Raw genomic sequence first — 13,179 nt, 5'->3', positions numbered from 1 at the left:
GCACATTTTTTCGCCTAACCCGTTGCCCCCGGCCGGCCCCGGGCATTCCGGCCAGAACGCCTACCTTCGCTGAACGACGCTTATTCCCCGCCTGACTTTTGCTGCTATGCCAACTTCCGACGAGCTGGGCCGCACCCTGCTGGCTTCCTTCCGTACCACGTTCCGCAGTTATCAGACCCTGGCCGACCGGGCGCTGGCCCAGCTCAGCCCCGCCGACTGGCTGCACGTACCCGGCCCCGAAAGCAACAGCGTGGCCGTCATCGTGCAGCACATGACGGGCAATCTTCGCTCCCGGTTCACCGATTTTCTGACCACCGACGGCGAAAAGCCCACCCGCCACCGCGACCAGGAATTCGAGCAGCCCACCCCGGCTGCCGTGGCCGGCCTGCACCACCAGTGGGCCGCCGCCTGGCAGGTGCTCTTCGATTTGCTCGACCACCAGCTCCGGCCCGAGGACCTGCTGCGCACCGTACGCATCCGGGGCGAGGCCCATACGGTGCTGGCGGCCCTGCAACGCCAGGTAGCGCATTATGCGTATCATACCGGCCAACTGGTGCAAGCGGCCAAACAGCTACGCGGGGCGCAGTGGCAGAACCTGAGCGTGCCGCGCGGGCAGAGCGACCTCTTCACCTCCACCCTACGGGCTCAGGCCAACCAATCCTAAGTGTTTGCAGTTAACAACCGCCCGATGCTTGCCATAACTTCTCTGCTGAACGCCCAGAATGCGGACCGGATCAACCGGCTGATTCAGAACCTGGAAACCGAGTTCGGCCTCGACGATGTGCAGGCCACGCCCGACCCGCACATTACCTACCAGCTGGCGGGCGTGCGCAAGCGGAGCGCCCTGCGGCAGGTGCTGCGCGAAGTGGCCCGCCACACCCAGCCCTTCGTGGCCCACACCAGCGGGCTGGGCGTGTTTCCGGGACCGAACCCGGTAATTTATATTCCGGTGCTGCGCTCCGATGCCCTCAACCAGCTTCACCACCGCATTCTGCGGGCCACCGCGCCCTTGTGCCTGCGCACCGACAAGTTCAGCGGCCCCGACTGCTGGCTGCCCCATATTTCCCTGGCCCTGCACGATACCACGCCCGAATTACTCGGCCCCGTGATGCAGTACCTCAACCAGCATACCTTCAACCTGAAGCTGGCTATTACCAACCTGGCCATCCTGCGCGAGGAAGAGGAACTATATGTGCCGGAGAAGATTTACGCCTTCGAGGGCCACCAGCACGCGCCGGCCCTGCCCCTGTTCGAAACGGCCAAGTAGCCGGCCGCAGTGCCGAATATGGGGCCGGGCGCGTACTTTTGACCACCAGTGCCGACCTTTACCGGCTCCACCACTCTTTTCTGCTTTCCTCGGCCCATGTACCAACCTATTCTGCTGCTGCACTCCTGGACGCGCTGGCTCGTCCTCGTTTTTGGTCTGATTGCCATTTTTCGCGCTTTCGCCGGCTGGCAGGGCCGCAAGCCCTGGGTGGGGGCCGATAACGGCATGGGGGCCGCCTTCGTGGGCTCCATGCACCTGCAACTGCTGCTGGGCATCCTCCTCTACTTTATCAGCCCCTACGGCGTGAAGGCCTTCGAAACGGCGGGTAGCGCCGTTATGAAAGACCCCACCGGCCGCTTCTTCGCCGTGGAGCACCTGGTGGGGATGCTGCTGGCCGTGGTGGCCGCCCAGGTGGGCCGCACGCTTTCCAAAAAAGCCACCGACCCCGTGCTCAAGCACCGCAAGGCGTTCATCTGGTTTCTCATTGCGCTTGTTCTGGTATTGCTCATGATCCCGTGGGGCATCTGGAACCCGGCCCGCCCGGCGTTCCACGTTTAAGCGGCCCGCTTCGCCCCTGGTTAGTCCGTTTTGAGAAGGTCGGCCCCCACCTGGGGTCGACCTTTTTTTTGGTTTTTCCGGGACGGGCGGCGCGTAGCTTCCCGCCTTGCCCGCCCCCAGCCGTTCCAACGAGGCGTTCTTCGTCGCCCGGCCCCAAACCGGAGCCCTGGTGGCCCATGCCCCCAGGGTCAGGAGCGGCTGCTGGCCCATCGACCAAAAAGACGGCAAAAACGGCGGCACGCACTTCCACGCAGCCGTCTGGCAAGGCTCGGAGCCGTTTGCAGATGAGCGGTTGGCCCTTGCCAGGAAGGTCAGCCCCCCAGCCATTGCGGACCGCTGCATACCTCCCCAAAAACCGCCGGAGTAGCGCCCCGGGAGGCCGCGTAACAGCCGTTACGCGGCCTGCTTCGCGTGTTTTCAGGGCCGTCTGGCTACTTTTACGCGCGCTCACTCATCAATTTGCGGATGTTGTCGGGCGTCCGGGCCACCTGTCCGGCGTAAGGCCCCGAGTATTCCCTGCCCGGTTTTTGTGGCTCATAGCGTCCCCGTATTCCCCGCCCGTTCAGCTTTCTGCTTTTGCGTTTTTCTGCTTTCCTGCTCCTGCTTTGCCTGCTCGCCGGCCCCGTTTTCAGCCAGCGCGTACCCACCACGGTGGTCGCCCGGCCCGGCGACGGAGCCCATGCCCTGCTCCGCCGCTACGGTTTCACCTCGGGCCAGCACTTCCGGCAGTTCGTGGAGCTCAACCAGGCAAACCTGACCAGCGGCAACGGCCTCATTGTGGGCCGCACCTACCGGTTGCCCCCGGGCGCGGCGGCCCCCGCCAACGCCCCCACCCTGGCTCACGCCTCATCAGTGCTGAAAGCGCCGGTATTTGGCCCCCAGTATGCCCGGGTAGTCGTTCGCGACCGGGCGTTGCGCGGGGCCGTGTACTACCTTTCGGCCGGGCACGGCGGCCCCGACCCGGGAGCCATCGGCCGGTACGGCCCCCACCGCCTGGCCGAAGACGAGTACGCCTACGACGTGACGCTGCGCCTGGCCCGGGTGCTGATGGAGCACGGGGCCACCGTGTATCTGCTGGTGCAGGACCCCAACGACGGCATCCGCGACGCGAGCATCCTGCCCATCGACCACGACGAGGTAACGTTTCCGCACCAGCGCATTCCGCTCAGCCAGCTCGGGCGGTTGCAGCAGCGCGTGGGCCAGGCCAATAAGCTCTACGCCCGCCACAAAGGAGCCTACCAGCGCCTGCTGGCCCTGCACGTGGACAGCCGCAGCAAGGGCCAAAACATCGACGTGTTTTTCTACCACCACGCCAACAGCGCGGCCGGTCAGCGCCTGGCCCGTAATATTCACCAGGTATTCACGGCGCGCTACCGGCGGGCTCAGCCCAACCGTTCCTACTCCGGCAACGTGTCGGCGCGCAGCAGCCTGTACGTGGTGCGCAACAGCCACGCCCCGGCCGTGTTCATGGAGCTGGGCAACATCCAGAATGCCCGTGACCAGCAGCGGTTCGTGGTGGCCGACAACCGCCAGGCCCTGGCCAACTGGATTTATGAGGGCCTGCTGGCGGATTACACGCGGAAGTGAGTTGTTGGTTGTCAGTTGTCAATTGTCAATTGTCAATTGTCAGGAAAAGGAACGTCATTCCGAGCGAAGGCGGAGCCGGAGCCGAGGAATCTCGCGTGCTGATGTTGCGTCAACTAACCTAACGACAGAAGTACCATTGCACGCGAGATTCCTCGGCTCCGGCTCCGCCTTCGCTCGGAATGACGTTCCTTTTCCTGGCGACTGACAACTAACCACTGACAACTGACAACTGGCAACTGACAACTAACCACTGACAACTAGCAACTGGCAACTGGCAACTGGCAACTGGCAACTGAATTACGGGTTCATCAGCAGGAAGAGCAGGTTGTGGTAGAGAATGCCTTGCTCGCCGTCGAAGATACCATCGAGGCCGGCGTCTTCGAGGAGGGCTTCCACTTCTTCGTAGTCGCGCAGGAAGTCGATTTCCACTTCCTCCTCGCCGGGTACCTGGGTGTGGGTGAGGTAGCGGCGGCGGGCTTCGAGGGTGATATAGAGCTTCTGGTACTCGGTTTGGGCAATGAGCAGGGCCGAACACGGAATCAGCACCTCATCGCCGTCCTCGTCCTCACCGCGGGTGTACACAGTCGTCTTTTCGGCTTCGGTCGTGTGCTGGAGGAAGGTCAGGGTATCGAGGGACATAGCGCGGCGGGAAAGGAAGGGTGAGGCCCGAAGGTACACGGTTGAGGTTGGAAATGCCGGCTTTTTTCGGGGTAGGTTCGGCAGAAACGGTACCTTTAGGCTACCCATTTTTCCCACCCACCCCCCAAATCCCACCCCCATGACCAACCCCGCCGACCACGCCTGCATCAACGGCCAGCGCCTGAACCCGGAGAGCCTGATGATGAGCTACGGCTACACGCCCGCCTGGAGCGAGGGCGCCATCAAGCCGCCCATTTTCCAGACCTCGACCTTCGTGTTCAAGAACGCCGAGGAGGGCAAGGCCTTCTTTGAGCTGGCTTACGGCTTGCGCCAGCAGGGACCGGACGAGGAAATGGGCCTGATTTATTCGCGCCTCAACAACCCCAGCCTCGAAATCCTCGAGAACCGGCTCACCCTCTGGGATGAAGCCGAAGAAGCTGCCAGTTTCGCCTCGGGCATGGCTGCCATCAGCACCACCCTGCTGGCCCTGCTCCAGCCCGGCGACGTAGTGCTGCACTCCGAGCCCGTGTACGGCGGCTCCGATTTCTTCCTGAAAAATGTGCTGCGCAAGTTCGGCATCGAGGCCGTGGGCTTCCGCCCCAGCGCCAGCCCCGAGGAAATGCAGGCCCAGGCCGCGGCCATTGCCCCCGGCCGCCTCGCCATGATTTACGTGGAAACCCCTGCCAACCCCACCAACCACCTCATCGACCTCGACGCCTGCGCCGCCCTGGCCCGCCAGTACGCCACGCCCGACAAGCCGGTGCGCTTCGTGGTCGATAACACCTTCCTGGGTCCCGTGTTCCAGCACCCGCTCAAGCACGGCGCCGACGTGATACTGTACTCGGCCACCAAGTTCCTGGGCGGCCACTCCGACCTGATTGCCGGGGCCGCCCTCAGCAGCCACGCCCTGATGAAGGAAATCAAGGCCATGCGCACGTTTATGGGTACCATGTGCGACCCCAATACCGGCTGGATGCTCATGCGCAGCCTCGAAACGCTGAAGCTGCGCATGGAGCGCGCCGCCCAATCGGCCCAAACCATTGCCGACTGGTTGCGGGCGCACCCACTGGTCGAGCGCACCCACTACCTCACCCACCTCGAAGGCAACCCCGTGCAGCAGGACATCTACCGCCGCCAGTGCCTCTCGCCGGGCTCCATGATTTCGTTCGACATCCGGGGCGGCGAGGCCGAAGCCTTCCGCTTCCTCAATGCCCTCAAGCTCATTAAGCTGGCCGTAAGCCTGGGCGGCACCGAAAGCCTGGCCGAGCACCCCGGCACCATGACCCATTCCGATATCACGCTGGAAGACCAGAAGGAAATGGGCATCACCCCCCAGATGATCCGCCTGAGTATCGGCGTAGAAGACCCCCAGGATTTAATGCTGGATTTGGGTCAGGCATTTGAAGCCGTAGGCATGCCAAAGGAGGTGGAAGTGGCGGAAATGGCGTAGGCTGGACGGCGGAAGTATCGTGTATGGAACGCGGCTACCTGCTTGTTGAAATCGATATACCCCAGGACTGGGAGCTGGATTTACTGGTTAAATGCCATGAGGTAGTCCGCCGGGCTTTTCCTGGTATCCTCCCCGAGGCCTCAGGTAGCGTTGCGTTTGATCTGATAGCCGTAACCAGCCCGCATAATCCCGGGCCGGGCCCGCACTATCCGGCCATTGGCATCCATTGCCCCGATCAGGCGGCCGAAGACTCTATAGCTGGCCTGTCGTTTTTTGACTTCTATGACCGCGCGAACCACTGGATTGCGGCAACCGGCCTGGAAGAGCTGAAACGCCGGGCCTGCGCTATTCAGGATGTCAGCTGGCCCCTACTGAAAGCCCGGCACACGTATCCTGACCGCTAAAGAAACACCACAAAGGCCCGCCGCTGAACGTCAGCGGCGGGCCTGTTTCATTGGGTGAACCACATATTCGAGTAGATTTACAATTAGCATTACAACTCATTCCTATGCAACCAACCGCTACTCCCGAGCTTGAACTTATTCTCCCGGACCCAACCCAACTACCCGTATCAACCCCAGCCGCGCATGGCCCGGCCCACTGCCTGAACTGCGGCCACGCGGTGCCCGACCGATTCTGCGGGCAGTGCGGGCAGGACGCCCACCACACCCACCGGCTCACGATGGCCGACATGCTCCACGACATCCCGCACTCCATCTGGCACGTGGATAAGGGCATTCTGTACACCCTAAAAAACATGCTATTGCGGCCCGGACCCACCATCCGGGAGTACCTGGCCGGGCAGCGCAAGTACCACTTTCCGCCGTTGTCGCTGCTGTTACTGGTAACCGGTCTCTACGCCTTTATTTCCTCGGTCCTGCATATCGACCTGATGCCGCCCCGCGACCCGGCCGTACCCGAGGCCGTATGGCAGGCGCAAAAGTCTGGCATCGAATTCATAGCCAAATACATGAGTTGGGTTTACGTGGGATTGGTGCCGATAATAGCCGCGTTTGCGCGGCTGTTTCTACGCCGCGGGGGCTACAACTACGCCGAGTGTCTCGTTATTGCGGCATTGATCACGGCGGTTTGCAACTCGCTAACCCTGTTCTTCCTACCCGTTTCCTATTTTTACTCCGGCACAATCTACATCACGAAAGTGGGGGCTATAGCGTCGCTAATCAGCTTCGGATATGCCACTTGGGCTTACAGTTCCATGCTGGCACATACGGGCCTGAGCTTGGCAGGCCGTCTGATAAGAGGTTTTCTTCCATTTGTGCTGGGCATCATCGTGCCATCTATGCTCGTGGGAATAGTTGGGGCGGGGTTGAGAGGAAATGCTATTAAAAAAGAAGTGGAGCAGCAACGGCTCCAAAAGCAGCAGACCAAATCGGTGCCCGCGCCGGCTCACTAGAAGCCAATCGGTGGACCCGTGAAGAAAACAAAAAGCCCGCCGCTGATATTCAGCGGCGGGCTTTTTACTGAGTGTTTAGCGGCAATTACTGCCCCAGCCCCCCAGGAACGCCCCTGGCGCGCCMGGGGCGCGCCAGGGGCGTTCCTGGCTGATGATAGCTCACGCCTCCACCTTACTGCTTACAAACCCAACACACATAGCAACAGGGTGAAGCTAAACAATTTTGGACTAAACAATTTCAAATTGTTTAGTCCAAAATTGTTTAGCTTCACCAACGGACCTCAATCTTCTGGCATGGACACGCTCCCACTTCGCACGTACTTCGGACTTTCGCAAGACATGATGGCCGAGTGGCTGGGGGTAGGCAGGTCGAGTCTGGCCCTAACGGAGCGAGGCTACCAATCGACGACCGCCACCGTGGGAGTCCAGACGATGCGACTGGCAATGACGGTCCAGGGCCTCGTCTACGATGGTGCGGGGGGCAGTTTTCCGGCCCCGCCGGCCCTGCCCGAACCGCCCCCGGATGTGCAGGAGCTGGACTACCGGCTACGCCAGTGTCGGGTGAAGATGCAGGGTCTGGAATTGGAACTGGCAACGCTACACCGTCGGGCGGCCCCATACCTGGCCCGGCTGGCCGCCGCCCCGGCCCTGCGGGCTTATCCCGGCCCGGTCGCCAACCCCGAGGACGAAGCGGACTGGCTCACCATTTTCGAGCTGGGAGCCCGCCGCCAGCTCCGCGAGAAGTGCGGGGCCACGGCCCGCCTGCTGCTGGAAGCCCGCCTCGCCGGCCTGCGCTGCGAAGCCGAGCTGCTGGCGGAGGCAGTGGAGTTGGCGTCCTAGTGTTCTACTCGTCACGCTTTTTTGGTAGGGTACTCCTTCTTTTGCAGTAGTTCTCCGCACTTGCAGGTACCGTAAGCCTTGGTAAACCATGTATTTAATCCGATTGACTCTGGTACTGGCGGCCGTGGCCCTGGGCGGCTGCAAAAAGCTGTTCCCGGATTACAGAACCCGCACATCTTACTTCCGGAATCCGGTAAGTGGCAGCCTCCCCGATAGCCTGCTGACGTGCGTGACGTATAATATCCAGCTAGGATTCCGGGACGGACAAGACCCGTGGGATGCTACCCAAAAAGGCGGCTCGGCGGCTCAGCTCGATAGTATAGCGCGCGTTCTGAGCCGGGTGAAGCCCGATATTATCTGCTTGCAGGAAGTGCCGCGCAACCGCTCTAATTCCGCTACGCAGGATTTCACCGAGCAGCTGGCCGCCCGGCTACACATGAACTATGCTTTTGGGGCCCACGCCCACAACGAGCCGCGGGGCGTTCAGCCCCCAAAGGGCGAGTGGGGCAATGCCATTTTGACCCGCTTTACCATCAACAGCATCGAGAACCACGAGAACGAATACGTCAGCAAATGGCGAAGACGCAGCATCCTGGCCGCCGAAATTTTGGTGGGCAGCCGGCCGGTACGGGTATATTCCCTGCATTTTGATCCGCTACCCACCGCTGCCGCCACGGCCGCCACGTATTTCCAGGAGCGGCAGGACGAGGCTCAGCTTATTCTGGGCGATTTCAATATGTTTGAGGTACACGAGCTACCGTCCACCAAATATGCGGATGTACTGAATACATTTTCGCCCCCATTCATCAGTGTCGACCGGATATACTTTTCCGTCGGTCGTTTCAAGACCCGAAGCGTAGATTTCATTCCGCACAGTGTGGGCGTATCTGACCATCCGGCCGTGTATTGCCGCTTGGCGTGGCAATAATTTCCTCCCCATCACCTCACATGCGAAGGCCCGCCGCTGATGTTCAGCGGCGGGCCTTTCTTTATGGAGTGTCAGACGGCAATTACTGCCCCAGCACGATGGCAAATATCAGCGGGGCGACGATGGTCGCGTCCGACTCGATGATGAACTTGGGCGTGTCCTGGCCCAGCTTGCCCCAGGTGATTTTCTCGTTGGGCACGGCACCCGAGTAGCTGCCGTAGCTGGTCGTGGAGTCCGAAATCTGGCAGAAGTAGCCCCACAGCGGCACCGTGGTGCGGCCCAGGTCCTGGTGCAGCATGGGCACCACGCAGATGGGGAAGTCGCCGGCAATGCCGCCGCCAATCTGGAAGAAGCCGACCGGGCTCTCTTCGGTGGCCTGCTCGGTGTACCAGCCGGCCAGGTAAATCATGTACTCGATGCCGGTGCGCACGGTGTGCACATTTTTGATGTCGCCCGTGATGACGTGGCCGGCGAAGATGTTACCCAGCGTGGAGTCTTCCCAACCGGGGCAGATGATGGGCAGGTTTTTCTCGGCGGCGGCCAGCATCCAGCTGTCCTTGGGGTCAATCTGGTAGTACTGCTCCAGCTCGCCGCTCAGCAGAATCTGGTAGAAGAACTCGTGGGGGAAATACTGCTCGCCGGCCTTGTCGGCCTTCTCCCAGAACTTGAGCACCGAGTGCTCCAGGCGGCGCATGGCCTCCTCCTCGGGGATGCAGGTATCGGTTACGCGGTTCATGTGGCGCTCCAGCAGGGCCTGCTCGTCGGCGGGCGTCAGGTCGCGGTAGTTGGGCACCCGCTCGTAGAAGTCGTGGGCCACCAGGTTGAAGATGTCTTCTTCGAGGTTGGCACCGGTGCAGCTGATAATCTGCACTTTATCCTGCCGAATGAGCTCGGCCAGCTGAATACCCATTTCGGCGGTGCTCATGGCGCCGGCCAGGGTAATCATCATCTTGCCACCATCGGCGAGGTGCTTGTTGTAGCCCTCGGCCGCATCAATCAGGGCGGCGGCGTTGAAGTGGCGGTAATGGTGCTTGAGGAAGTTGGTGATTTGCATTTTTAGGAGCTTCAGGCCTCAAGCTGCAAGCTGCAAGCTCTATGGCAAAACGAAAAACAGATGATTTAAATAGTCCTAACTGAAAGCTTGCAGCTTGTAGCTTGAGGCTTGCAGCTCAAAACAGCTATACCGGTTCCTCAATCATGAGGTTGTGGTTGGTGTAGATGCAGATGTCGGCGGCGATGTGCAGGGCTTCTTCCACCATCTGGCGGGCCGTGAGGTGGGGGGCGTGCTTTTTCAGGGCCAGCGCGGCGGCCTGGGCGTACATCGAGCCCGAGCCGATGGCGGCCACGTCGTTGTCGGGCTCCAGTACGTCGCCGGTGCCGGCAATGATGAGCAGCTCGTCCTTGTCGCACACCACCATCATGGCTTCGAGCTTGCGCAGGTACTGGTCTTTGCGCCACTCCTTGGCCAGCTCGATGGCGGCCCGGCGCAACTGGCCGTTGTAGTTGCCGAGCTTCTCCTCGAACTTATCGAGCAGCATAAACGCGTCGGCCGTGGAGCCGGCAAAGCCGGTAACCACTTTGCCGTCGTGCAGCTTGCGGACTTTGCGCACGTTGCTTTTGGCCACGTGCTTGTCCATGGTGGCCTGGCCATCGGCCCCGAGGGCCACCTGGCCGTTGTGGCGGACGCCGAGGACGGTAGTAGAACGGATTTTCATTGGCTAGTTGTCAGGTGGTAGTTGTCAGTTGTCGGTTACTGGTTGTCGGGGGAGCGTAGCGCGGAAACAAGGAGCCAGCCGCCGGTACGCAACGTACCAACGGCTGACTCCCGACTTCAGGCTATCTGGCAGGTATCAGCTGACAACGAGCAGCTGACAACAAACAACTCAAATCAGAATCGGGCCTGCAATTTAGCAAAGTAAAACCGCCCATTCGCGCCCATCTGCACCGGGTCCCAGGCGCCGCCGGTTTCGGTGAGCTGCGGATTGAAGAGCGTGGGGTAGCGGTTGAACAGGTTGGTGCTGCCCCCGATCAGTTGCAAGTGGTTGGTCAGGGCATAGCTCAGCGTCAGGTCAGTCGTCACGCGGGCGTCGTAGTTCATCGGGTTGCCGTCCCAGTCAATCAAATCCACGCCGGCAAAGCGCACGAACCGCACCAGCGTGCCGAACCGGGCCACCTGGTAGTCGAAGGTGAGGTTGATTTTAGACGGCGGCGCGGACGCCTTCACGAAGGCCTGCTCGCGGGGTCCAAAAAAGTCATCCTCGCGGCCCGCCAGGCGGCCCGAGGTCTGCACCCGGTCGATTTTCAGTTGGTTGAAGTTGGCCGCCAGCGTGGAGTTGAGGCGGCCGGCCGCGCCCAGCTGAGCGGTGTGGTTGAGCACCACATCGAGGCCCAGCGAGCGGGTGTCGGCGGCGTTGGCAAAAAACTGGGCCTGCCCCACGTTCAGCGCCACCAGGTCGGGACCAATCACCGGGTCGTCGTTGCCGAACTGGCTGGTGAGCACCACGCGGTCTTTCACCTTGATGTAGTAGCCGTCCAGCGTCAGGCTCAGCGCCGGGCCGATGCGGCTGGTGAGGCCCACGTTGGCGCTGTTGGAGGTTTCCTGCCGGAGGGCCGGGATACCCAGCTTCTGGGTTACGGCGCTGTTGTTGCGCGCCAGCAGCACTTCCACGGCCTGGCCCTGGATGAAGTTGGTGAAGGTGGAGTTGAAGTTGATCTGGGCCAGCGAGGGCGCCCGGAAGCCGGTGCTGTAGGTGCCGCGCAGGGTCAGAAACTCCGTCAGCTTGAAGCGGGTCGAGGCCTTGTAGTTGAGCGTGCTGCCGAAGTCGGTGTAGTGCTCGTAGCGCAGGGCGCCGGCCAGCAGCCAGCGCAGGTTCACGTTCAATTCGGCATCGGCGTACGCGCCCACATTGTCGCGGTCGGCCTTGATGGCATCGGTGGGCTGGAAGCCGGGGAAGCCCTGCGAGCCGCTGGCCCGGCGCAACGAGTCGGGCGTGCCGGCCGGGTCGTAGTTCTTGTAGGAAGCTTCCTCGCCCGCGAAGAGTGAGTACCACTCGCGGCGGAATTCGGCGCCGGCGGCCAGGTTCAGACCGCTCAGCACGGTGCCGTAATTGCGCGTCAGGCCCAGGTTCACCACGTTCTGCTGCAACTGGAAGCCGCCGGCATCGAACGAGGTGGGCGACTTGGCCCCCAGCGAGGAATTGAGCGTATTTTTCAGGCCGTAGTTGAAGCGGTTGGAGCCGAAGTTGTTGCTCAAATCCAGGTCCCAGCCGCCGAGCTTGGTGCAAAAGCCCGCTACGGCCGACACATCAATAATGTCGCTGGTGATGATGGGGTCGAAGCCGTTGGGGTAAATAGCGGGCACGTTGCGGTCGTCGTCGGGGAAGCGGGTCCAGGCGTAGGCGTCGCCCTGGCGCTTGTTGGCCCCGCCAAACGCGTAAATATGGGTCTGGTCGGTGAGGGCGAACTTGGAGTTGACGTAGGCCGAGAGGTTCGACACCTTGGGGTCGCCGTACTCGCGGCGGGCCAGGCCATCGGGGGCCGGCACGGCGGCGCGCTGGGTGTGCTGGCGTTGGTTGAAGTCAACCGTGGTGTTGATGAAGCTGCCCTTCTCGCCCAGCCCAAGGCCGTAATTTACGTTGGCGTTGAAGTTGCCGCCGTCGAAACGCTGGTCGTCGCGGCGGTACTTGGCGTCGTAGGCCCCGTAGTTCACGTTGGCCGTCAGCTCCTTCACCGACGTTTTGAGCACGATGTTGATAACGCCCGCAATGGCATCGGAGCCGTACTGGGCGGCCGCGCCGTCGCGCAGAATCTCAATCCGCTCGATGCTGGCGGCCGGAATCACGTTCAGGTCGGTGCCCGTGTTGCCGCGCCCCCGCGAGCCGAACAGGTTTACCAGCGCCGACTGGTGCTGGCGCTTGCCGTTCACGAGCACCAGCGTCTGGTCGGGCCCGAGGCCGCGCAACGAGGCGGGGTCCACGTGGTCGGCGCCATCGGAGCCGGTCTGCCGGTTCGAGTTGAACGAGGGCGCCACAAACTGCAGCAGCTGGTTTACATCGAGCTGGCCGGTTTTGGTGGTTACCTCGCGCAAATCGATAATATCGACCGGCGAAGGTGAGTCGGTGATGGAGCGGTTCTGGCTGCGCGAGCCTACTACCTGCACGTCGCCGAGGCTGTTGGTGGCATCGGCGAGGCGCACGCTCACCTCCCCGCTGCCGGCCACCTCCTGGGCGCCGTAGCCGATGGAGCTGATTTGCAGGCGGGGCGAAGCCGTGCGGGCCTTCAGCACAAAGCGTCCGTCATTGTCGGTGGCGGTGCCGTTGTTGGTACCTTTTTCTACTACCGTAGCCCCGATAACGGGTTTGCCGGCGGCGTCGAGCACCTGGCCATTGAGGGTCTGGCCCTGGCCGTAGGCGGTGGTAGCACTAGCTATGCACAGGGTAATGGCGAGTAAATTCGTTTTCATAGATAGTATTGAGTGAGCAATTCACAATCGGGTG

Annotated in this window: 13 protein-coding genes; 9 read left to right on the top strand and 4 right to left on the bottom strand. The window is 61.8% G+C overall.

Annotated elements, in window-relative coordinates:
• Positions 1–106 precede the first annotated feature (106 nt).
• The 4 genes from D0T11_RS09205 (at position 107) to D0T11_RS09185 (ending at position 3,412) form a co-directional block, all read left to right on the top strand.
• Positions 107–664, top strand: a complete 558-nt coding sequence (locus D0T11_RS09205; protein ID WP_119655493.1) for a DUF1572 family protein — start codon at positions 107–109, stop codon at positions 662–664.
• Between the two features lie 24 nt (positions 665–688).
• Positions 689–1,267, top strand: coding sequence for a 2'-5' RNA ligase family protein (locus D0T11_RS09200; RefSeq protein WP_119655492.1), 579 nt, complete (start codon positions 689–691; stop codon positions 1,265–1,267).
• A 96-nt stretch (positions 1,268–1,363) separates the two neighbouring features.
• Positions 1,364–1,825 (top strand): hypothetical protein, encoded by a 462-nt coding sequence (locus D0T11_RS09195; RefSeq protein ID WP_119655491.1) that lies wholly within the window; start codon positions 1,364–1,366, stop codon positions 1,823–1,825.
• 576 nt (positions 1,826–2,401) lie between these two features.
• Positions 2,402–3,412 (top strand): N-acetylmuramoyl-L-alanine amidase family protein, encoded by a 1,011-nt coding sequence (locus tag D0T11_RS09185; RefSeq protein WP_245990699.1) that lies wholly within the window; start codon positions 2,402–2,404, stop codon positions 3,410–3,412.
• A 297-nt stretch (positions 3,413–3,709) separates the two neighbouring features.
• Here the strand turns inward: D0T11_RS09185 and D0T11_RS09180 are convergent, their stop codons facing one another.
• Positions 3,710–4,051: a hypothetical protein gene (locus tag D0T11_RS09180; protein WP_119655489.1), complete on the bottom strand. Its 342-nt coding sequence runs from the start codon at positions 4,049–4,051 to the stop codon at positions 3,710–3,712.
• A gap of 139 nt (positions 4,052–4,190) precedes the next feature.
• Between D0T11_RS09180 and D0T11_RS09175 the strand changes: the two genes are divergently transcribed.
• From D0T11_RS09175 to D0T11_RS09155, 5 genes are all read left to right on the top strand, one after another.
• Positions 4,191–5,501 carry a cystathionine gamma-synthase family protein gene (locus tag D0T11_RS09175; RefSeq protein WP_119655488.1) on the top strand — a complete coding sequence of 437 codons (1,311 nt, stop codon included), beginning with the start codon at positions 4,191–4,193 and terminating at the stop codon, positions 5,499–5,501.
• Positions 5,502–5,524: 23 nt separating this feature from the next.
• Positions 5,525–5,905, top strand: a complete 381-nt coding sequence (locus D0T11_RS09170) for a hypothetical protein (RefSeq protein WP_119655487.1) — start codon at positions 5,525–5,527, stop codon at positions 5,903–5,905.
• 104 nt (positions 5,906–6,009) lie between these two features.
• Positions 6,010–6,915, top strand: coding sequence for a DUF3667 domain-containing protein (locus tag D0T11_RS09165; RefSeq protein WP_119655486.1), 906 nt, complete (start codon positions 6,010–6,012; stop codon positions 6,913–6,915).
• A gap of 294 nt (positions 6,916–7,209) precedes the next feature.
• Positions 7,210–7,755, top strand: coding sequence for a hypothetical protein (locus D0T11_RS09160; RefSeq protein ID WP_147374585.1), 546 nt, complete (start codon positions 7,210–7,212; stop codon positions 7,753–7,755).
• Positions 7,756–7,843: 88 nt separating this feature from the next.
• Positions 7,844–8,683 carry an endonuclease/exonuclease/phosphatase family protein gene (locus tag D0T11_RS09155; RefSeq protein ID WP_119655484.1) on the top strand — a complete coding sequence of 280 codons (840 nt, stop codon included), beginning with the start codon at positions 7,844–7,846 and terminating at the stop codon, positions 8,681–8,683.
• Between the two features lie 82 nt (positions 8,684–8,765).
• Here the strand turns inward: D0T11_RS09155 and D0T11_RS09150 are convergent, their stop codons facing one another.
• From D0T11_RS09150 to D0T11_RS09140, 3 genes are all read right to left on the bottom strand, one after another.
• The gene (locus D0T11_RS09150; protein WP_119655483.1) at positions 8,766–9,737 is read right to left on the bottom strand and encodes a deoxyhypusine synthase family protein; all 972 of its coding nucleotides are present in this window, start codon (positions 9,735–9,737) and stop codon (positions 8,766–8,768) included.
• Between the two features lie 124 nt (positions 9,738–9,861).
• Positions 9,862–10,398 carry an ATP-dependent protease subunit HslV gene (hslV, locus tag D0T11_RS09145; protein ID WP_119655482.1) on the bottom strand — a complete coding sequence of 179 codons (537 nt, stop codon included), beginning with the start codon at positions 10,396–10,398 and terminating at the stop codon, positions 9,862–9,864.
• Positions 10,399–10,571: 173 nt separating this feature from the next.
• Positions 10,572–13,145, bottom strand: coding sequence for a TonB-dependent receptor (locus D0T11_RS09140; protein ID WP_119655481.1), 2,574 nt, complete (start codon positions 13,143–13,145; stop codon positions 10,572–10,574).
• Between the last annotated feature and the right edge of the window lie 34 nt (positions 13,146–13,179).

Source organism: Hymenobacter rubripertinctus, assembly GCF_003583925.1.
Taxonomy (GTDB): domain Bacteria; phylum Bacteroidota; class Bacteroidia; order Cytophagales; family Hymenobacteraceae; genus Hymenobacter; species Hymenobacter rubripertinctus.
The sequence above is the reverse complement of the archived record's forward strand: the minus strand, read 5'-3'. Positions and strand labels throughout refer to the sequence as shown.